The following is a 25,071-nucleotide window of genomic DNA, read 5'->3' as shown; positions in this document are numbered from 1 at the left end:
TCGAACCTGCGCAGGCATAGCCCGACCGGACCAAAAGCCCGGACCCCGTTAGACCACTTCGGGTACCTCTCCCTGGCGGACACTCACCCCGTTTCCGGGGCTCGCGCTGCCGTTGAGAAATACTATGCAGGACCCACCTGACTTTTACCTGACACCGATCTGACCCGCCGGGCCCAGCTGGCGCTCACCTCACTGCGCCAGCTAGCTAGTAGGGCTTTGTTACGTGGTCTTGTCGCGGTGGGTGTCTGGTAGTTCGCTGGTTGTATGAGGGCTGGGGAACTTGCTGCGTGTCGGAGTCGGTTGGAGGAGTTTGCCTCCGAGGTGTTCGCATCGTTGGTGCGGCGGGATCAGCGTGAGAAGGGCGCCTTGTATCTGCGGGGGTTGTTGCTGGATGGCCGGCGCAAGTCGATGCAGCCGATGGCCGAGCGTCTTGGGATCGATCACCAGCAGTTGCAGCAGTTCATGACGTCCTCGGCCTGGCCGGTCCAGGACATCCGGGCCCGGCTGGCATGGCGGGCGGTCCGGGCGGTTCGCCCGCAGGTGTGGGTGGTGGACGACACCGGTTCCCCAAGGACGGCGCTTCCTCGCTCGGGGTGGCCCGGCAGTACTCCGGCACTCTGGGCAAGGTCGGCAACTGCCAGATCGGGGTCAGTGTCCACGCGGTCTCCGACACCGCCTCCTGTCCGCTGGCCTGGCGTTTGTTTCTGCCCGAGAGCTGGGACACCCCTGAGGCGGCCGGCCGCAGGGAACGTTGCCGGATCCCCCAGGACGAGCGGCACCGCCCCAAGTGGCAGCTCGCCTTGGAGATGCTCGACGAGCTGGCCGGCACCGGGCTGCGGCCCGCCGTGCTGGTCGCGGGTGCCAGCTACGGTGCCAATGCCGACTTCCGCCACGGTCTGGAGGACCGCCATCTGGGCTACGTGCTCCAGGTGAAAGCGGAGATGACTGCCCACGGCGAGAGTGCCGAACCGCACCAGCCGCCTTACGGCGGACTCGGCCCCAGGCCGCTGCCCCGTTACCGCACCCACCCCCTCTCCTTGCGTGAGCACATGCTGGCCGCCGGACGTTGTCAGGGGCAGGCGGTGACCTGGCGCAAGGGCTCCAAAGCCGCGATGAGCTCCCACTTCGTGCTGTTGCGGGTCCGCCTGGCGGGACGACGGCCCAAGCCGGCCGCCGACGGCACGATTCCACTGGTCTGGCTGATCGCCCAGTGGCCCGAAGGAGAGGCAGAACCGGTCAAGTACTGGATCTCGAACCTGCCGGCCGACATCCCCGCCAAGGACCTGGTGCGGCTGGCGAAGTCCCGCTGGCGGATCGAGTACGACTACCGCGAACTGAAGACCGCCCTGGGCCTGGACCACTTCGAGGGCCGTTCGTTCACCGGCTGGCACCGCCACGTCACCCTCGTCGCCGCCGCCCATCTGTTCCTGACCGAACAGCGGAGGAGCCCAAAAGCCCCTGCCAGGGCCTGACCCTCTACCAGGCCCTGGACCTCCTTCAACACCTCCTGGCCACCTGGACCGGCACCTGCCCTACCTGCCACCAACCCACCCCATGGCAGCCCTACGACACCACCTAACAAAGCCCTACTAGCTGGAGACGGCCTTTCCCAGGACGAAAATTCGCGGCAAGGTAAGGCTCCTGTCTGCCGACCGGAAGGACCCCATGTACCTACGCCGTACCGCAGCCCTGACGGCTGCTACCGGGCTCGCCCTCCTGGTCCCCACACCGGCCCACGCCGTCGGCATCGCCTGCGGGGGCTCGGTCTCGACCCAGGGGATTACCGCCAACGGCTGTATTTCTGCGGAGCGTTGGAAGGACGGCCACGTCTTCTTCCGCGACATCACCGCGTACACCACCCTGACCAACTCCCGCCCCCACGCTGCCTGGGTCGAGTACGAGGCATTCTTCCGGGTGGTCTCTGGCGGCCACTGGGTCAAGATCGGCAACGGCCGCACCGCCGTCCCGCGCCGCTCGACCGTCGGTCCCGTGGAGATCGGCGATACCGACCGGGTCTGCGGTCCGGTCAACGTGAAGGTGGAGATCCGCGTCCACGTCCGTCCCGCAGGGGGCGCCTGGAGCAACTGGAGCGGGGCGGCGACGTCTCAGTGCCAGACGTGAGGTTTTGCTGAGTCCCGCGAGGCTGCGGCTATCGCCTGGCCGGCTGCAGTCTTTTGCAGGACGAAACTTCGGCGCAAGGTAGAGACTTCCCCTCCCTTCACCTTCCCTGGCCGTGCAGCGGCCCTGTGGCAGCGCCAGACCGGCTGCCCAGCGGTGCACCTCATCAACCGTGACATCCCCCCTTGCCCAGCTCAACGAGCCACCCCACAGCCCGTCACAGCAACTGCGGCTGCAGTACTAGGCAAGCCGCGCGAGGTGAGGGCCCCGCCGCGGCACCGTCGCCATCGGTAAGGTCGTCGGCTTCTTGAGCGAGCTGGGGGGCACCGTTCCGGCAGCCAGCGTCCTTGCCAGCCTGGTTGCCGACGCGGGAAGCCTGGTGGGACTGAACAAGCTCATCAGCTGAGTTCGGTCAGTGCGGGTCGCCTCTGCCAGAGCCGGCACGACCCGCACTGCCCGCACCGAGACGCTCGGCGGCGGAGGCCGCGGCGGGCGTAGGTTTGTCCGTCTTGCTCTACAACTTGCTCTTCAACTCGCCTGCCAACTGGCCCTACAAGTGGCTTAACAACGTGCTCTACAAGTGGCCCCAACAGAGCTGTCAGCGTCGGCAACTCGGCCCGCTGGCCAGGAGGAACAGGGTGCTTTGCGGGAACGGGCAGAGGCCGACTACTTCCCCAGGGCACCTCTCCAGCAAGTAGCTGGCGCCCGTATGTCGCCGGATGACGGACCGGACACGGCGCCCTTCGGTGTCTTGGCGACACTGGGGGTGTGTTGCCTCGCTGTCGAACAAGATACCGGCGAGTTCACTCAACAGCTGCGATCGATGCTGCTGGAGGATCCAATGGCCCTGCACGCTACGCGCTCGCAGGAGCTTTTCGACCACGGCGACCAGGCCCAGCACTCCTCGCCGGCTCGAGCCCTGTAGGAGTCGACGAGCCCCAGGGTCTGCTGACTCACCACTTGGTTGAGCGATAAACCACGAGGTGGGGCAGAGTCCCGGACCGCCCTGGCTCAGCCCAGCGCGTCCATGAGGGAGGTGACATAGGCGTCCAGCCGCTCGCACAACTCGTGTCGTCAGCTCGGTCCGTCCTGCCTCCCACCACGGCAGCGCCACCCACTTCACTTCCTCCGAGAACGCCAGTGGCTCCCGCACCTGCCAGTACAGCAGCTCGTCCGCGGCCGCGGCCAGCATCCCGCCAGCCTCCTGATACGCCTCGGTGAAGCGCAGGCCCCACACCGGGCCGTGCAGCAGCGCGAGATTGGTGGAGCAGTGCACCACGTCGAGGTCCGCCGGGCCCCAGGAGGCCGCTGCCCAGTCGACGACGCCGGTGATCCGGGCACCGGCGGCACCGGCCGGGTCCTCGGGCGGCAGGTCGAACAGCACGTTGCCGGGCTGGAAGTCCCGGTGCAAGAACCGCCCTTCGTAGCGCGGCGCGGGCTTGCGGATCACGTCGATCGCGGCGGCCCAGACCGCGGCATCGGCGCCCTCGGGGGTTACGACCTCCATCTCGTGCATGCTGCTGACGGCGGACGTATCCGTCACCGGCGGGTGTGCGAGCTGGAGGGTCGTGAGGTCGGGCTGGAGGAGACTGCCCGGGGCTGGGAAGCACCGGACGGCCGGACGGTGGTCATTCACGACGAGGACCTCGAAGCGCTGCCGCTGCCCCGAAGCGAGTGATCGAGGTCGTCGGATTCGTCCATGAGACCGAGGTGGATCCGCTGTTGTACGCCCGGCCGTACTGGGTGGGCGCGCACGGCCCCGGGGCCCAGAAACCGTATGCGCTCCTCGTCGAAGCCCTGGCCCGGACCGGTCGCCTGGCGGTGTGCAAGGTGGCCCACCGATCGCGGGAGCGGCTGGCTGTCCTGCGGCCGAGGAACGGGATCCTGGTGCTGTACACGCTGCACTGGCCCGAGGAGATCCGGGATCCCGGCGACCTGTCCAGCCCGGCTCCGACCACCGACCGGGAGCTGGCTCTCGCGGAGCTGCTGAGGGCCGAGATGGAGGGGGCGTGGATATCCGTGACCTGCACGACGACTACGCCGAGGCGCTGAGTCTCCTGGTGGACACCCTCGCCGCCGGCGGCGAGGCGGTGCCGCCGTCGGTTGAGCTGCAGCCGCCGGTGGACTTGATGGCGGCGTTGGAGGCATCCGTGCGCGACGCTCGGCGTGCTCGCCACGGGAATCACGGCTAGCAGAATTTCGGCGAGCAGTCTATTCCGCTTTTGTTCGATTGAATTCAATCCGCGTAATTGACGCATCTTGCTCACGGCGCAGGGTGGCGAACCCTGGCGAATTCCCGGAACGCCGCAAAATGGCCGTTCTGCACTGGCACATGCCATAAGAATGTTCGTCAGACGGCTGCGGCGTGCTCCCCGCCGCCGTCTGGCTGCCCCGAGGCCGGGCAGCCCGCGTTGTGACCGACGCCGCACGGCGTACATCGATCAAGAAATGTGCATTGACCTGCAATGACTCACGTTTTGGTACAGGCGTGGCCCGAGTACGTCGCCGGCGTGGCCGTTCTGGCGACAGGTTGGGGCGTCGCCCAGATCGCGAAGGCGGTGCGGCGCCGGCGTCGTCGGCGTGCTGCGGCCGAGCTGCCGCAGGTTCCTACTCCGTCTGGCGAGTAACTCTTTTTTGCTTCAGCTTTCTAGTTTTTGGAGTAGTAATTTTGCGGTCTTCAAAGAATGTCGTCTCGCGGACGACAAACAGTGTCGTCCGCGAGACGACATCAACCGGACGCCCCGAATCGGAATCCAATCGCTATTACGCCTGGCAGCACTTGCTGACCCCGCAGCCTCCGCAGGAGGGGGACTGGGTAGGTGAACTGGCCCGGACCACCCCACTGCTGAAAACCAGTGGATGCCTCAGCGACGTGGCGAGCAAGTACGACCAGCTCACCCGGCTCATCGAAAACGCTGCTGCGGACGAGGCCACCGAGACCGACACGCTTGCCGCCCTGCTCGTGATCCGGACGCTGCGCGACAAGCTGCTGGTCGACGAAGCCCGCCTCATCGGCGCGGCCCGCGCCAAGAAGGTCACCTGGGCGCGGATAGCCATCGCGTTGGAGATGCGCAACCGCCAGTCCGCCGAGCGTCGTTACCTGCAACTGCGCACCGACATTGACGACGTCCACGGTGAGCCGCTGAGCCAGAGTGAGCGAGTGGACTACCTGCGGTCCCAACGCGACCGCCGCGCCGAGCTCGTGTGGGCCGACCAGCACCACGACGAGATCATGGCTCTGGCTCGCCGTCTCGCCGCCGTACCTGATCTGCAGGAACGGGCTGACCGGTCCGCCAATGCGGCGAGTGCCAACGCTCGGGCTGCCGAGCTCGCCACCAAGGCCGGCAAGCCCGCCCCCGAGCCCGCCTGCATGCCGTGGCCTGGCCTCCTCGCCGAGTGCCTGGCAGCCGCCAGCACCATCGCCCCGAGACCCGGGCAGAATCGCACCCACATGCTCTTCGGTCTCATCGGCCATGCCGTCGACCCTGACTACATCGACCTGAGCGACCACGACGGCATCGTCCGAGACATCCGTCAGCTCTACCGCGACGCCGGCCCGGCCGCCCCCCGTATCCGCTACGAGCAACGGTGGAGCCTCAACCCGTAGGAAGGCAGCCCCACCGAGGCAATCGAACGCGTGTCCGGAAACCGGCTAAGATCGAGCCACGATGGCCGAGAAGTTCGATTTTCCTCAAGACCTGGTAGATGCCCAGGCGCAGTTGCACAAAGTCCGGGCAGAGTTGTCCGCGCTGTACGCGCGCCTGCCATGGTCGGTGGAGCCCCTGCCGGGCTGGACCCACACCAAGGAGTCCGGTCACTACTACGAGTCGAACCGCCCGGATTCCCCAGGCTGGACCGACGAGGAAAAGCAGCAGGTCAACGACCTGCGAGCCCGCCAGATGGAGCTAGTCACCACCGTCTTCGCACACCCATTCTGGGCCTCGTGCCCCGACCCGGTCGCCGCGCGCACGGCACTCAAGCATGTCGAGCCGGCCGACGCCAGCTTGCCCCGTGAAGGATGACCAGGACGACTTCACCTTGGACGTCTCGGCCCCGCTGGCAGACGTCACCCTTCCGGACGGCCAGCACCTGAAGGCACAGGTGCTCCGGCGGCGCCGGGACCGCTCCGGCACTTGGTGGTACGACCTCCGGCTCGAGGTGCCCGACCGGGTCGACGACCGGAGCCGGCGGCCGAGCTTGGGAGTGCGGACCGTCGAGATCTGCGTGCCGCACCCCTACTGCCGAGCCATCCCGGGTGAGGACTACAGCAGCCTCGACCTGCCGCCCCCACACGAGCGCAAGCGGTGGCGGTTGTCCCCGGCGCCCCCCGGAGACGGCTGGGCCGATGCCTACCTTCACAGGCTCGACTGCGCCTCGGCCGAATCGGTCGGCGGCACGGTGACTGACCAGGAGGCGCTCGAGGCGCTCGCCGGGGATGATCCGACAACTGTGGCGTGCCCGGTGTGCCGCCCGGATGCGGTACTGCGGCACCGGCCCTGATTCGCGGCATGGGAGGAGCTGGCCAGCGGCTGGCATGGCCGCAGGCTGTCAGGGCTTGGTCCGCGCCGCTCGTACGCTCTCTTCCAGTGCAGCCATCAAATCCACTGGTGGTGGGGCTTCCGCCGGCTCAACCAGCTCTCCCTCGCCGGCCTTTGCTGCCACGAGCTGCTCCAGGGCGTGCGTGTACTCGTCATGCAGCTCGCGCCCCTCGATACCTGTCAGCTCCCTGATCAAGACCTCGGCCAGCTCCAGCTCGCGGTCCGTGACCGGCGCAGCGGGGGCGAGGTCGCCCGGTTCACGGACCTCGTCTCGCCAGAGCAGGGTGTGAATGATCAACACCCCATTGCGTGGTCTCAGCAGCGCCAGTCGCTCGCGACTCCTGATGGCGATCTTGGCTATGCCCACGTATCCGGTACGGGCGAGCGCCTCGACAAGCAGCGCGTAGGGCCGATCGGCACCCGGACCGTCGGGTCCGGCGTAGTAGGGCCGGCTGAAGGTGATCGGATCGACGTCCTGCCCAGGAACGAAGCCCAGCACCTCGACCACACGCTTCGTGGGCAGCGGCAGGCGGGCCAGATCGTCCTCCGTGAGCGGAACCATGTGGCCGTCCGGCATCGCGAAGCCCCGCCCGACTTCCCCGGCCGGGATCTCCCGGCCCTCAGCTCGGCAAAAGCGCCGGTGCTCCACGCGGCTGCCGTCTGCGGTGTGGATCTCGTGCAGTCTCACGGCATGCTCTTCGGTGGCCGCGTACAGCCGGATCGGCAGGGCGACCATCCCGAACTGGATCAGCCCGGACCACGTGGCCCTCATTTCTCCAGCGTCGGCCGCGCCCGGGCCGGGCGCATCTTTGATGACTGCTGGGCCATACAGGGGAGTACTGCTCTCGGCCGGCGCGATATCGTGGAGCGCCTGATGACCGCTGATTTTCATGATCTGGCAGGAGCCCACGTGGCCGAGGATTCCATCGCGCAGAACGAGCTCAACGCGTTGACCCGTCGTGTCGAAGGCGTCGAAGACCGCGTCGAAGCGCTGCAGGTGCAATCAGGCGGCAACTTCGCGGCCGTCATCGAGGGCCAGGCAGCCCTTCGCCGGGAGGTCCGGGACGGCTTCGCCAAGGTCAACGCTCGCTTCGACGCCCTTGAAGAGAAGATGGACCGCAACCAGGCGCAGATCGTCGAGCTGCTGTCCTCCCTGGTGGGCAAGAACACAGACTGACCAGGCTGCTGGCTTCGGCACAGCCGCCCGGCACTGCCTTTCGGACAGCGACGAGCCGGGGCCCTCATCCAGGGTCCCGGCTCTTTTGCGTAATCAGCCGCTCTGCCGGTCGCCAGCAAGGTGAGTGGCAGATGGCATCTTCGGTTTCCTGCCGCTCCCAAATTGACTTGCGATCTTTGCCACCTACCGCTTCCGGTACAGATAATTCCGGTACTTTTTCGTTTGACCGTTCCGCTTTTCACAACAGGGCGGCAGGGAGGATTCCGGCACGGCCTTCAGCGTAGGAGTCAAGCGGAATTAACTTCTTGGCGTGTTGGCCAGTACGCACCGGTTCACGCCAAGCCTCAAAAAGGACTCGAACGCGCATTCTGCGGCTGCTATAAATGAGGGAAGTAGAAAAGTCGGAGAAACGGGGAATAAATGAAGAGCAAGCTGGCAGTGCTCGGTGCTACCGTTCCTGCCTTATTGGCTTTATCGGCTGCGCCGGCCAGTTCCGCGGATGTTCCTCAGCCCGGGAAGAGCGTCTCGGCGAAGGCCAACAGCAGCGGCTCGCTGAAGGTGAAGACGGACATCGGCTGCAAGTACAGGGCGAACGATCCGGGCCAGCTGACCCACGGAGGCAAGACCGTCTATGCCACCGTTCAGATCACCTGGTGCACACCGAAGCCGCCGGACAAGTGCCACCTGACCATCCATCTCGCCAACCCCGTCTACAACGTCGCATACAAGGACGGCCACTGGACGAGCTGCAAGAAGATGACCCTCAAGGTCAGCTACCACTGTGCCGACCTGGTCAGCAAACGACAATTCGTGACTGTCGGCACGCTGGGCATGGTCTACCACGGCTACCAGCGGTCGCACGTGTTCCCCAGCAGGACGGTAACGCTTTACTGCCGCTGAGATCCTCTGAATAAGCATTTCGTGCGGCTAACCTTCGGGTTGGCCGCACGAAACGCTACCACGATTCCAACATGCGCTCCGCGGCCTGAATTTCCTCATCGCTGGAAAGGACCTGAAAACAGTTCCCCTCCGGATCGGCCATCACGGCAAAGCCCACCTTGAGCTGCCGGTCGACATTCCATACTCTCTCGATGGCAATGGCGCCGAGTTTCACAAGACGGTCTACTTCCTGATCCAGGGTCGTGCCTGTCGCTGCCAGGAACATAAAAGGGTCCTGGTCGCCATGCTCGCGTCCTGGGCCTTCGGCGATGTAGAGAAACTGTTCCTTCCCCTGACCGAACCTGACGACCACACCGTCCGTGCCCGGGTCGATCGACGAGCCCAATGCAGCGCTCCAAAAGGCCCCCAGGGCTACCGGATCCGGTGACTTGATCACCACAGCTCGCAGGGAAACGCTCACAGATTCTCCTAGGGTCGTGCCCCTTGGCGAAGGGGCCTTCGTTGCTCACCGAGCTGAGGACAGGTAGCGGCGCCGGGCCGTCACAAGGGCGCGCCAGCGGTCCCGAGTAGGACCGGGGCCATCAATCCACTGCGCCCCAGAGCTGGCCTCGTCGGGAACGGGAAGGCCAGCCATGAAGTGCGCGATGTCGACGAAGTAGGCGTAGTCGGCGTTCTGGCTCATCTCCTGCAGCCGGACGATCGAATCGGCCAGCGGCCCGTGGTTGCCGAGGACAGCGTGGTGGAAGCACACAGCCAGCTCCACGGTGGCATCTGCTGTGACGAGGCCGGCGACGCTGGCCTCGGTACGCAGGATGCGCGCCTGGTCCTCCACGCCGCTGGATCCGGCATCGCGTACAAGGGCGGCGATGCGGGTGGTGAGGGTGGTGGCGCGCAGGTCAAGTCCGTCCAGGAACTGCTGGGCGAGGTCGATCTCGTCCTCGGCCTGGTCGGGGGCGCGGAAGGCGAGGACGAAGGCTCGCTGCGCCTGCGACGTGGCGCGTTCGCCGGCGACGCCATGCTGTTCGGCTTCGTCGCGCGCGGCCTCGTAGGCGGCGGCCGCGCGGTCAAGGTCGCCTTGGAGCCACCACACGTCGCCCCTGACACGGTGGTGGCGGCCTGCCCAGCCTAGATTCTCGGCGGTGGCGAGGGCGGTGGGGAAGTCGCCGGCCAGGCGCGCGAGGTGAGCCAGGCCGCGACGGGCGGCGGGTGCGAGTCGACCGTCGCCGTCGACCACGAGCTGCATGCCGCGGCGGGAGTCGTCGGACCGGCCAAGGTCGCGCTGGGCCTTGGCTAGGTAGTAGACGGCCATCTCCTGCAGCTCGGCAGGCAGCAAGCCGGCCTCGACGACCGCGGTGAGTCGGTCGGCGGTGCGCTCACGGTGCTCATGCTGGCGGCGGGCGAGCGTACTGAGCAGCTCCACCAGCGAGTCGGCCGCCGTGGGCTCGCCGTCGACATTCTGCTGGGCGGGTGGGGCGACGGGTTCCCACACGGAGTCGCTGACGTACGCCCAGGCGGCATCAGTGAGCCAGCCCAGATCAAGGCCGAAGTCCCGGGCCAGGGCGAGGCCCTGGCGCAGGCATCCGACGAGCAGCATCCGGCCCGGCGCGGTGCTGGCGGTCCATTGCGCGCCGAGCGCGGCCAAGGCGCGTTCAGCGGCCTGCTGCCAGTCACGCGGCGTCCAGCGGTCGTCGGCCTGGTCATCGGCGTTTCGGACGGTGGACCGGATCAGAGCGTGCAGGTGGTACGGCCACAGCCCGAAGGTGTACTCGCGGACGAACGGACGCTCGATCAGGCGCCTGGCCGGCGCTTCGTGCTGCATACCGGTGGTCTGTGTGGCGAGGGGGATGTCGAAGGCGTCCAGGAGTGCGACGGAACGCAGGACGTGTCGCTCGTCCGGGGTGAGGTCGGACAAGGTCCTGGCGATCAGGGCGGGGAAGTCGTGGTCGAAGTCGGCCGGCTGCGGTGTGCGGCCCGTGCGGCGGATCTCCAGAAATCGCATCACCGACAGGTCGAGGTAGAGCGGCAGGCCATGCGACCGGTCGGCGATGACGCGACGGACGTCTTCGCTGATGAGGGCCTGTCCGTCCCGGGCGAGCCGGCGGGCGAGGTAGTCGTCGCAGTCCTCGGGGGAGAAATCGCCGATCAGTACCTGCCGGCCTCCCCGGGCCGCAGCAGGCGCAGTGCTACGCGCGGGCGGGACGACGGCGGAGGCCGCCAGCCCAGGCCAGGCCGCCGGCCCCGTGTAGTCGAGCTGGCCCTGGAGGGCGGGGTTGGCCCACTGCAGGCGGGAGCGGCCCGTGATGATGAAGAACGCAGCGGGCATCAGCCACACCACTCGCTGGAGCAGCCGCTCCATGTCCCGGTGGGTACGGTCCCCGACGTCTTCGAAGGTATCGAACAGGATCACCGGTGTGGCCGTCTTGTCCGCCGGGAGCTGGGCGAGCTCCCATGCCAGCAGGTGCGGGTAGTACGAGAGGGCGTCCAGGTCGGGTTCAGCCTCCAGCAGGTCGGCGAGGCGCGCGCATCCGGCGAGGGCGCGGACGGTCTGCCGGCGTTCCCGCAGCGCCCTCACGAGGGAGCCGGTCACCTGGCCGACTGCGGAGCCGACGGTGCCAGGCAGGAGCAGGGCCTGGGCGACGTCGGACAGCGCGGACTGCATCTGCTGGGGCAGTGCTTTGCCGAAGCGGGAGGCCAGCCCGCCGCGGCGCAGGTACTCCTCCAGCGGCTCGCCGGGATGCTGGTGCTCCCAGTAGCGGCGCAGCGCCACGTCAAAGGCGGGCAGGGGGCGTCCGATTTCGGTGAGCGCGGCCCGGATGGTGAGGATGATCTGCTCGAAGTCGGTGCCGGCGGAGCGGGAGAGGTCGATCCGTACGGGCACGATCCGCTCGCCGGTCCAGGTCGGGGCGCCCCACTGGTCGGGTCGGTGTCCGGCGTCGGCGAGGGCGGCCTCCAGCTTCCGTGACAGCGTCGTCTTGCCGATACCGCCGACGCCGTGGAACGTGATCACGTTGTTGCGGGCCGCTTCGAGGTCCTCGGCGTCGAAAGCGGGATCGGCGGTGTGCCGTAGGTGTGCGGCGAGCGCGGCCGCGACCAGGTCCCACTGCGTATGACGGTTGGTGAATGCCTCTGCTGTCGTCAGGCCGCGGTCGTTGGTGCTGAATAGCGCCCGCAGATCTCGTCCCGCCACCTCAAACCCCCCGGTAAATGATCAACAGGCCCAACCTACGCTCCGCGGCGGACCGTTCGACAAGCATCCCCCCAACGGCGAGGCGGCCGCAGCAGGGCTTCCCGCCTTTCCCGCTGCGCGGCCGGTCAGGCGGCTGTCTTGCTGTTGGGGCCGGTAGGACAATGGCGAGTTCCTTTTCAAGATCCCAAGGAGGGTGGTCGCCGTGTCTGACCCCAACGTCCCCGACTTCTCCGCGCTGGAGGGAGGTGAAGACCAGCAGGCGTTCGACGCCGTCCGTGCGGTGGTGAGCTGGTACACCGCCCAGATCGCCGCCGAACACAGGGCGCCGATGCCCGACGAGGCGCGTATGGCGGAGCTGAAGGCCGCCCGGCAGGCCGCTCTCGATGACCAGGCGCAGCTGACGACCGCCGATCCGGAGGAGGCCGCCCGCGTCGCAGCCGTCTACGCAGCCCGGCTCAAGGAACTGACGGAGTCGTAGTCCGAAGCCCGGCGGGGGAGCGGCAGTGGCCACAGCGGCGGGTGCGGCCGGTCGATCCGGGCCGGCTGCAGCCCGGCGGGCATCAATGGCCGGGCGAGCGCGAGGATCTCGTCCAGCTCACGACGGTGTTGCGGCAGCGCCTTGCGCAGCGCCGCGTGCAGTGCGAGGACCTGGACGGCCTCCGGCTCGGTGTACGGCCGCAGCCGCTCTGCCTCCAGCGCCCACACCGCCCGCCGGCCACCGCCTTGCTCCTGGCGCAGCAGTGCCTGGCCGTCCCGGCGGATCACCGTCACGGCCGTGATCGCCGGATGGGAGGCAGCGAGCTCGACCACATCGGGGACGGCGTTGAAGCACCGGCCGTGGCCGGCCTTCGTGGTGAACCGGGCCGGGATGCCGAGCTGCTGGGCGCGGGCGTAACGCAGCGCGGTCGCCAGACGGCTGTCTGCCTCCCGGACGGCCGCGACCACGAGTTCAACGGGGTAGCCGTCGGTCGCGAACGGCAGCGCGCTGGCCAGGAATTCCTCCGCGCTGCCGGGCGCGGCCTCGAGGAGTGCGTCGCCGCGTCTGGCGCGCACGGTCGCCGCGGCCCTGGCGTACCAGGCACGGTAGTCGGCGCGGATCGCCGCGCCCGCGCCCCGAGGATCGTCCCTGAGCAGTTGCAGGTAGTCGGGGTGGGCGGCTTTGAAGTCGTCGCCGACCAGGCGCGTCGTCCCCGGCCGCATCGCCCGTCGCACCATGGTGGCGAGCGCGGTCTTGTTCGCTCCGGGCTGCCCGATCACGTACACCGCTCGCGGGTCCGTTCGGGGCACGATGCCGCCCAGGAGTGGCGGCGCGATCAGCTCGTTGTAGATCCACTGGTGCTCCGCTTCGGACAGCCGGTGGTAGTCGACGCCAGGCGCCTCTTGCCTGGGCTGCGCGATGCGGCGGACCGGTTCGGCCAGCGCAGCGGCGCGCTCGGCATCTCGCTGTACGGCCAGGCGCCGGTCCTCGCACTCGACTTCGCGGTGCAGACGCTGATCGGTGCGCGCCAGGTCCCGGCGGAAGACAGCCGTCTCCCGGGCGGACCACGGCCGACCTCTGTCGTAGGCCACCGCCCGGTCGGCCGCAGGCTGCCGCCGCCACGAGCCGTCGATGAGCTCGTTGTCGTAGAGCACTGTGCCGTCGCGCCGGACGACGGTGATGCGGTCGGCCAACTGCTCGGCCTCGATGACCGCCAGGGTCTGGAGCATCTCTTTGGCGCACGTGTCGTGGTTCGTCCACGACACGTAACGGTGTTTCGTCAGGAAGCGGTCCAGGATCCCGAGCTGGCTCCAGGCTTCCGCGGTCGCTACCGCCACCAACTCCACTCGGGAGCCGGACCCTCGGTACGCGGTCGCCGACGCCCGGAACTCGTCAGCATCGGCAAGCGCGGATTCGACCACCGCGTCGAACCCGCAGAACCGGACGTGCTCTTCAACGGCGGCCTGCCAGCGCCGAGTATCGGGCCGGACCTGGGCTCCCGCCGTGCGGACGTCGGCGGCCAGCAGCTCGGCGTAGCGCCGGTGCACGGCCTTGTAGAGGTCACGGCACACTCGCACCGCTCCGCCGCGACGGTCCAGCGCTGCCTGGACGAGAGCGGCGACCTCGGTCTTTCCGGCACCCGGCTGGCCTCCGACGATGACGACGACCGGCCGGGCCTGGCGCACGGCGCCCTTGATGGCTGCCGGAAGGATCACCCGGTGCAACACGTCGCGGCTCTCCCGTTCGGACAGCACGACTGAGCTGACGTCCAGCTTGGTCACCCGCACCTCCCCTTCTGATCACAGCGGCGCGATCATAAATCCAAGGGTAAGAAAATTGCAAATTCAAAGATAAATTTATGGGTAAGTTCGTGGTAGCGTTTCGGATGGAGGTGAAGTATGCCGACCGAAGATGAGCTGTTTGCGGCGGTGGACGCGCTGCTGGAGGGTGAGCCGGAGATGCCGCCCCCGGCGGAGCGAACGCGGCTGCGCGAAGCGGCCCGCATCTCGCAGGCGCGGCTTGCAGAGGCGCTGCGGACGTCGACGCAGACGGTTAAGAACTGGGAGGCCGGCCGCTCGGAGCCGCGGCCGCCGCGTCGCCAGGCGTACCAACGGCTGCTGGACGGGTGGGCGGAGAAGTACCCCAGGCCCGCCGACGCCGATGCTGCGCAGCTGCCGTGGACGTTCACTGGCACGCCCGACCGGGCTGAGGCGCGAACTCCGTCCCCATCAGCGCCCCAGGTAGCGGCCGTGACCGCCGAAGAGAACGCTGAGTCGAGCGCCGCGCCGGCCACCGCGTCGCGGCCGGCGCGTGCCACTAAGCCGTCATCGACGTCGCGGCGGCCGGCCGCGCGGACGGCGAAGAAGCCGGCTGGCCCGGTGGGCGCCGATGCGCGGTTCGAGAACGGCCCGCTGGCGGTCGTCGACTGCGAGGACGGGCAGGTGTCGGCGTACTGCGTCGGCGGCCTGGTCCTGGACGTGCCCGCCAAGTCCCTGCCCGCGCTGGTCGACTGGACGCTGACCGAGGCCAAGCTTGGGCAGGCCCGCCTGCACCGCAACGGCCGCGACGCCGACCCCGTCCTGCTCCTCACCCCCGCCGCGCTGGAGCGCTACGGCCTGCCTGCCGAACTGTCGCAGGAAGAGCGGCGCGCCGGGCGGCTCAAGGACAGCCACAAGGTGGTCAAGCAGATCGGCAAGGCCGGCCTGCAGCTCACCCAGCGCGGGTTCGGATCATGGACGCGGGTCTTCCGCGAACCCGAGGGCTCCAAGCGTCGCTGCGTCCAGCTGTGCATCCCGGCCTGGGGTGCGCTGCCCGTCGACGACTGGGACAACAAGAACGATCCACTGCTGCCGACGATGAACGGAGCAGACCTGGCCCGGTTCCTCGGCACGTACGCGGACCGCGTGATGACGCCGCGCGGCACCACCGCGGTCACCGGCCTGGAGCTGATGACGGCACTGCGCCCGCCCACCCGCGCGGAGAAAGACCCGGCCACCGGCGAGTTCAAGAGGGCGTTCAACGACGACGCCCTGACGCAGGTGTACAAGGTCGTGGACTGCGAAGTCCCCGACGAACATCCCAACCTCAAGGGCAAGTACGCCCGGCATCACCTGCGGACTCCGGCCGAGATGCTGGTGGAGGAGCCGTACGACTGGTGCCGGCAGCTCACCGACGAGGAGTGCATGCAGCCGTACCTGGTCGCCATCGACGTCAACATGGCGTTCGCGGCGGCCGCCAACGGGCTCACCGTCGGTCTGAACGGGCCGACCCACCTCACCGGCAACCCGAAGTTCGACCCGTCGCTGCCCGGCTCGTGGCTGGTCGACCTCTCCCACGTCGACCTCTCCCACGTTCAGATCAACGGGCGCACCGTAGACGGAGACCGGCTGCCCTCGCCGTTCACACCTAAGGGCGACCGCCCGGAGGGGCCCGCCTGGTACGCCACCCCGACCGTGGCGTACGCGCAGGAACTTGGCTTCGAGGTGGCGCCGATCGAGGCGCACGTACGCACCCAGACCGGCCGCTACCTCGACCCCTGGTACAAGCGGCTACGGGACGCCTACGTCGCCACGATGGCCGACCTCGGCGTCACCACCGACCTGGGCGGCCAGCAGTTCCTTCAGGCGATGACCCGCTCCAAGCAGGCGGACCCGACGATGGCCCTGGTGCTCAAGGCGATCAAAGCCACCGCCAAGGGCGGCATCGGCAAGCTGCGCCAGCGCAACCGGGGTCAGGTGCCGTACTACGAGCCGTGGCCGGCGCTCTCCCGGGAGACATGGCGCCCCGACATCCGGGCCGCCGTGCTGGCCACAGTCCGGGTCAGCATGCACCGCAAGATGATGAAGACCGCCGCCGCGGCGGACGTCTACCCGGTCGCCATCGGCACCGACGCGCTGGTCTATCCGTCGCCAGGCCCCTCCCCGCTCGACTTCCTGCCGTACACGGACGAGGGCAAGCCCGTGCCGGGTACGTTCCGGCTCGGCGTCTCCCCAGGGATGGTCAAGCACCAGGGCACGCAGACCGTGCTGTGGGCCGAGGAACAGTTCGATGCCCAGGGCGGCGTCTTCAACGTCGCCAACCTGATCAAAAACGACCCGACGGCCGGAGAAGGGGAGTAGGTCATGGCGGACTCGGTCGGGGACAGCCTGGACCGCGCGCTGGAGGGGGCCTTCACCCGACCCATCCCCAAGAGCGCCCAAGCGCAGATGAAGTACCTGGTCAAGCAACTCAAGGGCACCAGGCAGGTCGCGGAGGCGCTCGGGGTCTCCCAGCGCACCGTGGAGCGCTACGTCGTCGGCAAACTCAAGCGGCCCCGCAAGGACCTGCGTGCGCGCATAGAGCGCGAGGTCAAGCACCGGTGGCAGCCACAGATCCGAGCGAAGGCCAAGAAGAAGGCGGCAACCACCGACGGCCTGATCGTCTCCAGCCGCGCCCGGTTCGGATTCACCGCCGCGCCAGGCACGACCGACGACGCCCGAATCCGCGACATCACCCAGGCCCTGCCGCCCCAGTGGGCCGACCGCCTGTTCACCGCCCACGAGCAGGGCGCCCCCGAGCAGCAACTCCAGCGCATCGCAGCCGAGGGCCTCGCAGAGATGTACTTCCGCGCCAACAACACCCGCGCGGCCGGCCTGGGCGTGGAGTTCACCGACGTGGAGCACATCGACATCGAGCTGTAGCAGGACCGTGTCCTCGTCACCCCTGAGCCGAAGCGATAGCTGTCACTAAGGCAGGCCGCTGTCACCAAACCGACGGAGGGAGCACACCGGACTGACCGCCGAGCCTTGGCACACGCCGCCCCGAAGAGTGAGCCCGGACGATCGGTCCGGGCTCGCTCGATTACCCGCCAGGGGATGGATGAAGACTTAGGCAATTACCCCTTCTCGCTGCAGTCTCGATGTCGCCCGTTTGAGCGAGAGCGTGAGAGGGCGCACGCTGGAGGGAGGGGCAGAGGCGAAAAATCTCCAGCCTTTATGTGCGGGAAAATGGAGGCGCTGAAATATGGAATTGAGAGAGATCACCCAAAGTCCAGCTTACCCCGATGCTTACTGGGCCGCTGGCGATGAGGTATTCCAGCTTATGGATCCGCTTGACAGGAAGCGAACTCTTCGCCTACGCGCGAACCTCAACCATAACCTACTCTTGCATCGTCGCCTTTTCCTGGCGGACACAAGCATTCTTGTTAGCCCATCCATGTTCGCTCTGCTTCGCGATGAGGAACTGGGACCCGGATACCAGCAGCTGTTCCGAGACGGCTTGATCGTAACAGCTATGCGCGCTGCGGCCAATAACTACTCAGAAGTTGCCGAGTTGATCATAGAGAAGGGTAATTTCGTGGCGGAAATGGAGGAGGATCAAATTCGCGAGTCTGCACGCCTGCTGGACAGTCTCAATCCTAAAATTGTGCGGACCGACACGAGCGATGAAATGTGCAAGATAGGGTACGGATACCTCCTGCGCCCGGACTATTGGATGGCGCTTGGGCTCCCCGAGCCCATAGCCCTCGAGATGACCCAGAGCGTCTATCGAAAGATCGAGGATAGGCGCCTGGAAACCGTGAGGCAGAGTGAGTTCTGGGAGTACGCTCGCGACAATCTTTCGGCACGTCATAGCGGGCATGCCCAGCAGGTCCGCACGAATATGACTATCGCATCGCTGGGCACGATGGCGAAGGGGATCGGAATCCCTCCGATTTGTCCAGCCGCCTATGGGGCCAATGTTGATCGCATTTACGGCACGCGCACACTCTGGGAGCGGCGTGCCGATGGAAGAATTGAACTACTCGAGCCGTTTGAGAAAAAAGCCCCAAGGCGCCTTGACGAAGAGCGGAATATTCACGAAATTGCAGCACTATTGACTGCGGAACAAGTTTCCAAGATTCGGAGTCGGACCGAGTATCGAAAGTTCGCCCAGACGGCGCAGCAAGTAGGCCAGAAATCGAGCTTTTCGGCCGCCATGAGCTTTGAGAAGGCCATCGAGGAATTCCGAAAGTACCTTGAGGTCGGCGCAGGCGAGTTTATAACTGACTGGGAAGGCGGTGGAGGCAAAATGTTCCTGTGGGAGACTAAGCCAGGACAGTTTGTGCGCCAGCTTGGTACTGGAGTTGTAGGAATCTTGGCACCGATTCCTGGAGCGGGGTCAGTTTTGGGAGCAGCCCTCACCCTATTGGGATGGCGAAGAGTGGAGGAGAGGGAGAAGCGGAGGGCTGATTTTCGGGAAGTTACGCAGGAGGATATTGCCGACCCCACAGTAATTCCCGAGCTACGAACTGGCGGGTGTGTAGAACTCAGCCTCTTCGGGGCCATTCCGTACTCGTTCACCGGCCAACAGGATATTGCAAGCGGCAGATGATATTGCGCGCTCTCGATCCGTGAATGGGGTCCGAGTGATCGTCTGCAAATTGCCGAACCGATGCTCGCCAGCTGTCACGGCACTCTCAACTGAACCAGGTGCAGCAGCGCCGGACGTCGCTCGCCGAAGGCGACCAACCGGCGCTGTTCTGGCACGCCGCTCGGGCGCGCGCCAGCGGATGACCTGCGGCAGTTGGCGGGAGCAGGCGGCCGGAATGAAGAACATGCCAGACGTGCCCAGACGGTAACGCCCCCGGCCCGGCGACCGCGCTGACCAGGGTGCCGTCACCTGCAAGGATGGAGATCAGCCGTCTCCGTCCACAGGCGATCCGCCGTCTCCTGGTCCGCATGGACGACACCACCGAGACGCCGGCCCCGTGGCACGGCAAGATCCGCGCCGCGCTGACACGTGCGGAGCGCGCCACGTTCACCCGCCCCGCGCCGAAATCCGCGCGGGCCCAGATGAAATTCCTTCTCACGCGCGCCAAGGGCTCCACACGGGTCGTGGCCGAGCGTCTGGGCGTCTCCCGCCGCACGGTGGAACGCTACCGCTCCGGCGCCACCACGAAGCCGCAGAAGCGCCTCCAGGAGGCCCTGGCGCACGAGACCGAGGAACAGTGGCAACCACAGGTCAGAGCACGCGCGAGGCAGCACGCAACCACCTCTGGCGGGATCGTTGTCTCCTGCCGAGCGTACTTCGGATTCGGCCCCTACGGCACCTCGGACGCGGGACGCGTACGGGACATCACCGTCGCTGTTTCGCCCTCCCACGCCGCCGCGATCCTGGCGGCCAAGGAGACCGGAGCGACGGACAGCGATCTGCACGAGCTGGTCGCGGAGGCCATAGCGGACGCCTATTTCCGTCAAGGCGGCGGCGGGCGCGCGGGCCTACAGGTGGAATTCGCGGACGTGGAATGGCTCGATGTCTCTTTTTAGCAGCAACGGAATTCGAGACTGCTGTAAAACCGGGGTGACCGGCCCGCCGCCTCGCATGGCTGGCGGGCCGCATTCTCCGTTTCACGTCGAAAGCGAGCCCTGATGAACACCTTCGACGGGTGGCGACGGCCGCGCCGTGCCCATGCAGCCGGCGCCGGTGCTCCTGCCCGGTCGACTACGCGAAGGTGGGCCGGACATCAGTCCGGCGCCGCGCGCGGGGCATGACACACAGCGAGGTGGTGGCGGGCCTCGAGGAAGCCAAGCTCGACGCGCACCTGGACCGCCGCCACGAGGACCTGGCCGACGACGGTGGCCGCCGTGAAGCGGAGCTCGCGGAGTGGCAGCGCATCGTGCAGCTGCTCGCGGCAAGCGGTGGCCCGTACGACCCGGACGCCGACGCAGTCGTCCAGGAGGAGCTCACCGCCGACCGGCGCCGCAAGGAAGCCGAGCAGCAGCGCCTCCAGGAGCAGCAGATCGCCGTCCGGGCCGACGAACTCGCACGGCTGGCCAAGGCCGGCCGACTCGACCGGAGCGTGGCGAGCCTGCCGGGGGACGAAGCCGCCTGCGACCTCTTGGCCGAGCGCGGCGACTACCGCGCCGCGGCGGTCGACGGCTGGCTGGCGCAGGCCCTGGCCGACCACTCCGGCCACTACGCCGATCCGGACGCCCGTACGGCCGCCATCGACGGCTCGCTGCCTTTGCCGGTGCGCGCCCACGCCGCGTTGCTCGCCGCGCTCGCCCGCACCGGCGCCGCGGCCGCCAACAGCGAGCTCGACTTCGTCGGCCGTCTCGCCAAGGCCCACCCGGACGCCACGAACGCGCTCGCCGCCTGGCTCGACAGCGCCCTCAGCCCCGCACTGGCGGCCGGGCAGAAGGGCGGCACGGCATGAGCGCGACGGACGACATGGTTGTGGCCACCTGGAGCGAGCACAGCGCGATCGGGCACCACTACGAGGACCTGCTCACCGACGATCGGGTCATCTCCTGGAGCCTGTGAGGTTGAACCCTCGAACCCCCTGGTAGACGCGTTCCTGTGAGGTGACCTGTGAGCCTGAGGGATAGGAGCGTCGTGACGTCCGATCTGCTCACCGAGCGTCACACGGAGTGTCACGCCCCTTGTCACGCCGACTGTCACGCCGCCGCCTGATCGCGTGACACCACCCGCCCCGATGTCCGAATTGATCGCCTTTCAGGCATCGGTCAGGCTGCGAACCCCGCCCTACAGCAGATTCCGCGTGACAGCGTGACAACGTGAGGAGGCCCCGCTCCCCAGCCCTGCTGGGGAGCCACGCTCCGTTCCGCTGATCTGCGCCTGCCAAGACCCCCTTTCGGGTCTAATCTCACAATCGTCATGCGCCGGGCCGGTACGCACAGCTACGTTCGGCCGTTATGGCGATGAGGGGTGCGCAGGTCGAGGTTGGCGCAGTTCAGGCGGCATGGGACCAGGTGAGCATCCTGCGCTCGGCAGACGACCAGAGTGAGTGGCCCGCCCTGAGCGAGCGCATCGAAGCGGCCACGGCCATCTACGGCGTAGGCGAACTCCTGCGGGGAACAGTGTTTCTGATCGGTGGCGCGCTGGTACAGGTCGGCGCCGGGACAACCGGCGGCGAGCGGATCGCCGAGAAGTTCACCAAGACGCTGATGGACAAAGTCGTCCAGTTGGCCGAGTCCGAGTTCGTGGAGGACACCGACCTACCGATGGTGCGCCAGGTCGTGACGGTCGCCTTGCAGGGGCGCGACCCGGTGGCCTGGCGAGACCAGGCCGGGCCGGTCCCCGACAGCGAACCGCGAGCGATGGGGTGCGCACTCGCGCTGATCGCAGATTTCGTGGACCTGGTCGACGGGCCGGGAGCATGTGAGCGCGTACTGCTGACCGGGCTCGGCAACGCCCTCGACTGATCCGGCCGCAGCGCCGCAGGGCTGCCGAAGGAAGACCGCCACGCGCCTCTCTCATCCCCGACATGTGTGGTGGGCTTTCATCTCCGGGGTCAGCGCAAGGTGGTGGACGCCAGTCGGATCGTCTGTGGCTGCCGCATCCGGATCCGTATGGGCTTGGGCCTGCTGGCAGTTTTCACCGTCGTCCGAACCTGGGGCCCTGGGTCCCGCCCCGCCGGCCGGACCTGTGTCATTGGCCCCCTGTTTTCCCTGGTCGCCGCGTCGATCTGCGTACCTGTGTACCTGTGCCAGCGTCCGGTTCGTTCGTAGCGGGGGCCAGTGCCCCGCTACGGAGCCAGCAGCCGGCCACCGCGCCCGTGCCCGACCGTCAGCCCCTCGACGAGCACGCCGCCGCCTCCGTCCGCGCCTACGCAGCCGATCAGCGCGCCAAGGTCGGTCGCGCTCAGCGTCAAGCCGGAGCTGGGCACCCCGGTGCCCGACACTCTGCTGCGCGGCTATCTGGACGACGTCGACGGGGTCCGGGTCATCTACTACGTGACCGCGCTGCGCACCATCACGATCGTGGCGTATGTCGAAGCCTGAGAGTCCAACAGCTGTGCCCCGGATCCGGTTGCGCGGCTGTGTCGGCTGCACGGTGCAGCGTGGCCGGGATCTCGGCAGTGAGTCGTGCTCCTCGGTGTCCGGGTGGCGGCTGTTTTGGATGCTGGAGAGCGATGACACTCCAGGCCGGCCCCGGACGGCACACGGGTGCTGCTCGTACACCAGCTGGTGCTGCACGAGACAGCGGCGCCGTGCAGCAAACGGTCGTTCGTCTGCTGCAGGGCAGTGTCAGTGGGACCGCCTACCGTGCCGAGCATGGCGTCGAAACCGCCTACCGTGCCGAGCATGAGGGGCTGGACCGGCCCGGCGATGGCCGCTACGGGAACTATCGTCAGCGGCCGCCCGCCGCTCTGCTCGGTCTCTCTGTGCCCTACGAGCAGTGGCGCCCGTGACCTGTGGGGTTCCCGCCCGCGGGAACCGGGTGCACGGATCTCACATACGCCTCCCACCGTCAAGGACCCGAGCCCCCGGTTGTCCCTGCGCGCGTGGAACTTTGTCCACACTGGCGTGGATCTCTGGTGTCGGCGTCGAAACCGAGCACGTAAACGGCGCTGCACCCGAAAGGTGCAGCGCCGCTCTCCGTACGAGGCTGGTGGCCCCGAATCAGCCGACGGCGTGCAGCGAGCCACGGCGCTTGTCTGCGGCGGCCTTCTTGGCGGCGGCGACGGCGGCCCTCTTTTTGCGCTGCTCGGCGAGCTGGTCCTGGTAGGCGGCGACGGCCTTGTGGTAGCTCGCCAAGTAGCCCTTGTTGTCCAGGCGGTCCGCCTTCGGCATCACCCTGACCGCGGCCTCGGCATCCTCGGGGGAGCTGTAGCCGGCCAGCATCGGGTTGATCTGGTAGACGCCGTTGCGGACCTTCTTCACGAGCTTGGCCAGCTCCAGGCTCCGCAGCGCGGCGTTCACGCTCGGGCGGCTTAGCCCGAGCAGCTCGCCGAGGGTGGCCTGGTCCATCGCGATGCGGCCCCCTGGCTCGCTCAGTCCCCGAAGCTTGAGCAGCGCCCGGTAGGCGGCGGGCGGTAGGTCCAGGTCAGCGAGCAGGCTGTCGGCGTTGGTCGCCGACCACTTCAAGGTACTCACTGGGCTGTTCCCTCCTCCTGGCGCTGCGCACGGGCCAGTCGGCGTGCAGCGCGTTCTTCGGCCCGCTTCTTCCGCAGTTCCTCGATCGCCTCGCGCATGTGCTCCAGCGACGGGAACCGCACCAGATCCGGCAGGCTCTCATCCTTGCGGATCTTCGCGATCGCCTTGTCCTGGTCGACCTGCACGTACTCGGCTTCGACCAGTTCCGTGCCCGGGATGAACTCCGCTACACGGTACGAGTAGGGCGGGTTGAACTGGTAGACGCCACGGCGCACCTTGAAGACGATGCCATGGCTCATGACCTCCTGCAGCGCCTCGTTGATCTTCCCTCGGTGTACGTCCAGCACCGTCGCCATCTCCTCCTGCGTCAGCCGGATCTGCCCGCCGGCCTTCTGGCAGGCGATCATCAACAGGATCAGCCGCAGCGGTAGGGCCTCTCGGAAGTACTGCGCGATCAGGAAGAAGAACTCCAACGAGTCCATGGAGAACGCCTTCGGGCGCTCCGGGGTGTCGTAGAACTCCATCGGCTTGCGCTCACTGCTGAGCGAGACCTTGCGGCGCGGGTAGCGACGAGCCAACGAGTCCAGATCCTCAACCGGCTGAACCGGCTTGGACCACGCCTGGATCTCATCATCAAGGGGCAGCTCCGGGCGGCGCGGCGCGCGCTTCGGTGCGGGACGGCGGCGCTGTGGCTCGGGTGACACGAGGCTGCTCTCCACTTCGCTGATCTTGGACCGCAGCAGTATGTCAGCCACGCCGACAAATATGTCGGCCAGGCTGACATTCCGGCGTGTTGTGTCCCCCCAGGGGGGACAGATCTCCTCCTCGTACGCCCGCCAGACCGCCCAACGCAACGTTCCCTGGAATGTCGGCCTCGCTGACGTTTTGCACGCGAAACTGTCGGCGTCGCTGACATCTCGCCCTCGATCTGTCCCCTCAGCCGGTACATACCGACAGCGATGTGTACCGGCTGAGGGGACAGATCGACCGAAGCACACGCCTCTGACCAGCGGGTTCTTGGTATTGCTAAGTATTAGGTGGCTGAGGTCTGCGCGAACCGAACCGCGGCCGCCGCCTTCCGTCGTCGTGCGACGCGCAACCACGGCTTCGGAACCTCACCTCCGACGGCCGGCCATCCCAACACCCGAGACCGCGCACGCTCACGAAAGCCACCCCGTCAACCGACACCTGGTCTGTCCTTCCAACCCACCGGCGAAGGTCCCCAGCAGCCTCCCGGAGCGTTTCCCCGATGACCTCACCGCTGTACTTCCGAAGTCTTCAGCTCCTTCCATAATCACATCTCGCGCCAATTCAAATCACCAGCTATCCGTCACTTTCTAGGCTCGCCTGTATCGACACCGAACCGGTAGTTCCGCGCATTCTTCCATTCTCTTGAGCGCAAATTCTCCCCTAATTTCAACGACTTCACTAGTCCCCGCCGGTGGGTCTGGTTCATTCCAGACTCAATCTAGCTTTAACTTTGACGCACATACCCACCGGCCCGTGGGATGAGCTTGCTTCTCTCGGCGCCTGACCCCTCATATCCCTCTCTTCCCGATCCCCTGTCACCTCTCTTGTGTGCCCTTCCTGCTGGCGGTCCGTCACCCTCTCGTTGACGCCTCCTCGGATCCTGTAGCCCGCTTGGTGGCGCGGAGCGTCACCGGTGGCTGGAGCGCAGCGGAGGCCACGGGTCGGCCGGAGGCCGGCCGCGCCTCGCAACGCGAGGCGTCTGCACTGCGGTTGGCGGTGCGCGCGCAGCGCGTGCCGCCTGGCGGTGAGCGGAGCGAGCCGCATCCGCTCACGCGGAGCGGGAG

General features: G+C 67.3%; 24 protein-coding genes and 2 pseudogenes. 18 read left to right on the top strand and 8 right to left on the bottom strand.

Features of this window, described 5'->3' with window-relative positions; genetic code table 11:
* Window positions 1-264 precede the first annotated feature (264 nt).
* Both IG62_RS42740 and IG62_RS0137240 read left to right on the top strand, forming a co-directional pair.
* Window positions 265-1,472: pseudogene (locus tag IG62_RS42740) on the top strand (IS701 family transposase).
* A 193-nt stretch (window positions 1,473-1,665) separates the two neighbouring features.
* Window positions 1,666-2,121, top strand: coding sequence for a hypothetical protein (locus IG62_RS0137240; protein ID WP_030814307.1), 456 nt, complete (start codon window positions 1,666-1,668; stop codon window positions 2,119-2,121).
* 1,008 nt (window positions 2,122-3,129) lie between these two features.
* On the opposite strand, the pseudogene IG62_RS42735 reads toward IG62_RS0137240, so the two are convergent.
* Window positions 3,130-3,619, bottom strand: a pseudogene (locus tag IG62_RS42735) (phosphotransferase); the annotation flags it as partial.
* Window positions 3,620-3,628: 9 nt separating this feature from the next.
* Here IG62_RS42735 and IG62_RS47530 point away from each other — a divergent pair.
* The 6 genes from IG62_RS47530 (at window position 3,629) to IG62_RS0137210 (ending at window position 6,618) form a co-directional block, all read left to right on the top strand.
* The gene (locus tag IG62_RS47530; RefSeq protein ID WP_158795173.1) at window positions 3,629-3,796 is read left to right on the top strand and encodes a Ku protein; all 168 of its coding nucleotides are present in this window, start codon (window positions 3,629-3,631) and stop codon (window positions 3,794-3,796) included.
* Window positions 3,793-4,170, top strand: a complete 378-nt coding sequence (locus IG62_RS43550; RefSeq protein ID WP_051799136.1) for a Ku protein — start codon at window positions 3,793-3,795, stop codon at window positions 4,168-4,170. Before IG62_RS47530 ends, IG62_RS43550 begins: the two co-directional genes overlap by 4 nt.
* Window positions 4,128-4,310, top strand: a complete 183-nt coding sequence (locus tag IG62_RS43545) for a hypothetical protein (RefSeq protein ID WP_051799134.1) — start codon at window positions 4,128-4,130, stop codon at window positions 4,308-4,310. The genes IG62_RS43550 and IG62_RS43545 overlap by 43 nt, the downstream gene beginning before the upstream one ends.
* Window positions 4,311-4,990: 680 nt before the next feature.
* Window positions 4,991-5,725 (top strand): hypothetical protein, encoded by a 735-nt coding sequence (locus tag IG62_RS43540; protein ID WP_051799132.1) that lies wholly within the window; start codon window positions 4,991-4,993, stop codon window positions 5,723-5,725.
* Between the two features lie 61 nt (window positions 5,726-5,786).
* Window positions 5,787-6,140: a hypothetical protein gene (locus tag IG62_RS0137215; RefSeq protein ID WP_030814297.1), complete on the top strand. Its 354-nt coding sequence runs from the start codon at window positions 5,787-5,789 to the stop codon at window positions 6,138-6,140.
* On the top strand, window positions 6,130-6,618 hold the full coding sequence (locus IG62_RS0137210; protein WP_030814294.1) for a DUF6233 domain-containing protein: 489 nt from the start codon (window positions 6,130-6,132) through the stop codon (window positions 6,616-6,618). The genes IG62_RS0137215 and IG62_RS0137210 overlap by 11 nt, the downstream gene beginning before the upstream one ends.
* A gap of 48 nt (window positions 6,619-6,666) precedes the next feature.
* On the opposite strand, the gene IG62_RS0137205 is transcribed toward IG62_RS0137210, so the two are convergent.
* Entirely contained in the window at window positions 6,667-7,566 is a 900-nt protein-coding gene (locus IG62_RS0137205; RefSeq protein ID WP_051799130.1) for a Ku protein, read from the bottom strand.
* On the opposite strand from IG62_RS0137205, the gene IG62_RS0137200 reads away from it, so the two are divergent.
* Window positions 7,567-7,833, top strand: a complete 267-nt coding sequence (locus IG62_RS0137200; RefSeq protein WP_030814289.1) for a hypothetical protein — start codon at window positions 7,567-7,569, stop codon at window positions 7,831-7,833.
* Window positions 7,834-8,253: 420 nt separating this feature from the next.
* Window positions 8,254-8,733 (top strand): hypothetical protein, encoded by a 480-nt coding sequence (locus IG62_RS0137195; RefSeq protein ID WP_158795172.1) that lies wholly within the window; start codon window positions 8,254-8,256, stop codon window positions 8,731-8,733.
* A 55-nt stretch (window positions 8,734-8,788) separates the two neighbouring features.
* Here the strand turns inward: IG62_RS0137195 and IG62_RS42725 are convergent, their stop codons facing one another.
* A complete protein-coding gene (locus tag IG62_RS42725; RefSeq protein ID WP_158795171.1) occupies window positions 8,789-9,193 on the bottom strand; it encodes a VOC family protein in 405 nt (134 codons plus the stop codon).
* A gap of 45 nt (window positions 9,194-9,238) precedes the next feature.
* Window positions 9,239-11,920 (bottom strand): tetratricopeptide repeat protein, encoded by a 2,682-nt coding sequence (locus tag IG62_RS0137185; RefSeq protein WP_030814284.1) that lies wholly within the window; start codon window positions 11,918-11,920, stop codon window positions 9,239-9,241.
* Window positions 11,921-12,122: 202 nt separating this feature from the next.
* Here IG62_RS0137185 and IG62_RS0137180 point away from each other — a divergent pair, with 202 nt between their 5' ends.
* A complete protein-coding gene (locus tag IG62_RS0137180) occupies window positions 12,123-12,398 on the top strand; it encodes a hypothetical protein (protein ID WP_030814281.1) in 276 nt (91 codons plus the stop codon).
* Here IG62_RS0137180 and IG62_RS0137175 read toward each other — a convergent pair.
* Window positions 12,362-14,179, bottom strand: a complete 1,818-nt coding sequence (locus IG62_RS0137175) for a zeta toxin family protein (protein ID WP_234326898.1) — start codon at window positions 14,177-14,179, stop codon at window positions 12,362-12,364. The two genes, IG62_RS0137180 and IG62_RS0137175, sit on opposite strands and share 37 nt — an antisense overlap.
* Before the next feature lie 117 nt (window positions 14,180-14,296).
* Between IG62_RS0137175 and tap the strand changes: the two genes are divergently transcribed.
* From tap to IG62_RS0137135, 6 genes are all read left to right on the top strand, one after another.
* Window positions 14,297-16,516: a telomere-associated protein Tap gene (gene tap / locus IG62_RS0137170; protein ID WP_030814275.1), complete on the top strand. Its 2,220-nt coding sequence runs from the start codon at window positions 14,297-14,299 to the stop codon at window positions 16,514-16,516.
* A 3-nt stretch (window positions 16,517-16,519) separates the two neighbouring features.
* Complete coding sequence (gene tpg / locus IG62_RS0137165) at window positions 16,520-17,077, top strand: telomere-protecting terminal protein Tpg (protein ID WP_030814272.1); 558 nt, start codon at window positions 16,520-16,522, stop codon at window positions 17,075-17,077.
* A gap of 322 nt (window positions 17,078-17,399) precedes the next feature.
* Window positions 17,400-18,749 (top strand): hypothetical protein, encoded by a 1,350-nt coding sequence (locus IG62_RS47525; RefSeq protein ID WP_158795170.1) that lies wholly within the window; start codon window positions 17,400-17,402, stop codon window positions 18,747-18,749.
* A 347-nt stretch (window positions 18,750-19,096) separates the two neighbouring features.
* Window positions 19,097-19,684: a telomere-protecting terminal protein Tpg gene (gene tpg, locus IG62_RS0137160; RefSeq protein ID WP_030814269.1), complete on the top strand. Its 588-nt coding sequence runs from the start codon at window positions 19,097-19,099 to the stop codon at window positions 19,682-19,684.
* Window positions 19,685-19,905: 221 nt separating this feature from the next.
* Window positions 19,906-20,574, top strand: coding sequence for a hypothetical protein (locus tag IG62_RS49300; RefSeq protein ID WP_234326897.1), 669 nt, complete (start codon window positions 19,906-19,908; stop codon window positions 20,572-20,574).
* A 556-nt stretch (window positions 20,575-21,130) separates the two neighbouring features.
* A complete protein-coding gene (locus IG62_RS0137135; RefSeq protein WP_158795169.1) occupies window positions 21,131-21,583 on the top strand; it encodes a hypothetical protein in 453 nt (150 codons plus the stop codon).
* A gap of 323 nt (window positions 21,584-21,906) precedes the next feature.
* Here the strand turns inward: IG62_RS0137135 and IG62_RS49725 are convergent, their stop codons facing one another.
* Window positions 21,907-22,032 carry a hypothetical protein gene (locus IG62_RS49725; protein ID WP_267887938.1) on the bottom strand — a complete coding sequence of 42 codons (126 nt, stop codon included), beginning with the start codon at window positions 22,030-22,032 and terminating at the stop codon, window positions 21,907-21,909.
* 339 nt (window positions 22,033-22,371) lie between these two features.
* Between IG62_RS49725 and IG62_RS47520 the strand changes: the two genes are divergently transcribed.
* The gene (locus tag IG62_RS47520) at window positions 22,372-22,572 is read left to right on the top strand and encodes a hypothetical protein (protein WP_158795168.1); all 201 of its coding nucleotides are present in this window, start codon (window positions 22,372-22,374) and stop codon (window positions 22,570-22,572) included.
* 211 nt (window positions 22,573-22,783) lie between these two features.
* On the opposite strand, the gene IG62_RS0137125 is transcribed toward IG62_RS47520, so the two are convergent.
* Complete coding sequence (locus IG62_RS0137125; RefSeq protein ID WP_030814262.1) at window positions 22,784-23,257, bottom strand: helix-turn-helix domain-containing protein; 474 nt, start codon at window positions 23,255-23,257, stop codon at window positions 22,784-22,786.
* Window positions 23,254-24,012, bottom strand: a complete 759-nt coding sequence (locus tag IG62_RS0137120) for a hypothetical protein (protein ID WP_234326896.1) — start codon at window positions 24,010-24,012, stop codon at window positions 23,254-23,256. The genes IG62_RS0137125 and IG62_RS0137120 overlap by 4 nt, the downstream gene beginning before the upstream one ends.
* Between the last annotated feature and the right edge of the window lie 1,059 nt (window positions 24,013-25,071).

The organism is Streptomyces sp. NRRL S-337, from assembly GCF_000720175.1.
In the GTDB taxonomy this organism is placed as follows: Bacteria; Actinomycetota; Actinomycetes; order Streptomycetales; family Streptomycetaceae; genus Streptomyces; species Streptomyces siderophoricus.
The sequence above is the reverse complement of the archived record's forward strand: the minus strand, read 5'-3'. Positions and strand labels throughout refer to the sequence as shown.

Bases quoted from the DNA above. Each gene is read 5' to 3' on its own strand.
- tap (WP_030814275.1), top strand. From the start codon at position 14,297: ATGCCGACCGAAGATGAGCTGTTTGCGGCGGTGGACGCGCTGCTGGAG.
- tpg (WP_030814269.1), top strand. From the start codon at position 19,097: ATGGACGACACCACCGAGACGCCGGCCCCGTGGCACGGCAAGATCCGC.
- IG62_RS49300 (WP_234326897.1), top strand. From the start codon at position 19,906: ATGACACACAGCGAGGTGGTGGCGGGCCTCGAGGAAGCCAAGCTCGAC.
- IG62_RS0137240 (WP_030814307.1), top strand. From the start codon at position 1,666: ATGTACCTACGCCGTACCGCAGCCCTGACGGCTGCTACCGGGCTCGCC.
- tpg (WP_030814272.1), top strand. From the start codon at position 16,520: ATGGCGGACTCGGTCGGGGACAGCCTGGACCGCGCGCTGGAGGGGGCC.
- IG62_RS0137215 (WP_030814297.1), top strand. From the start codon at position 5,787: ATGGCCGAGAAGTTCGATTTTCCTCAAGACCTGGTAGATGCCCAGGCG.
- IG62_RS0137195 (WP_158795172.1), top strand. From the start codon at position 8,254: ATGAAGAGCAAGCTGGCAGTGCTCGGTGCTACCGTTCCTGCCTTATTG.
- IG62_RS47525 (WP_158795170.1), top strand. From the start codon at position 17,400: ATGGAATTGAGAGAGATCACCCAAAGTCCAGCTTACCCCGATGCTTAC.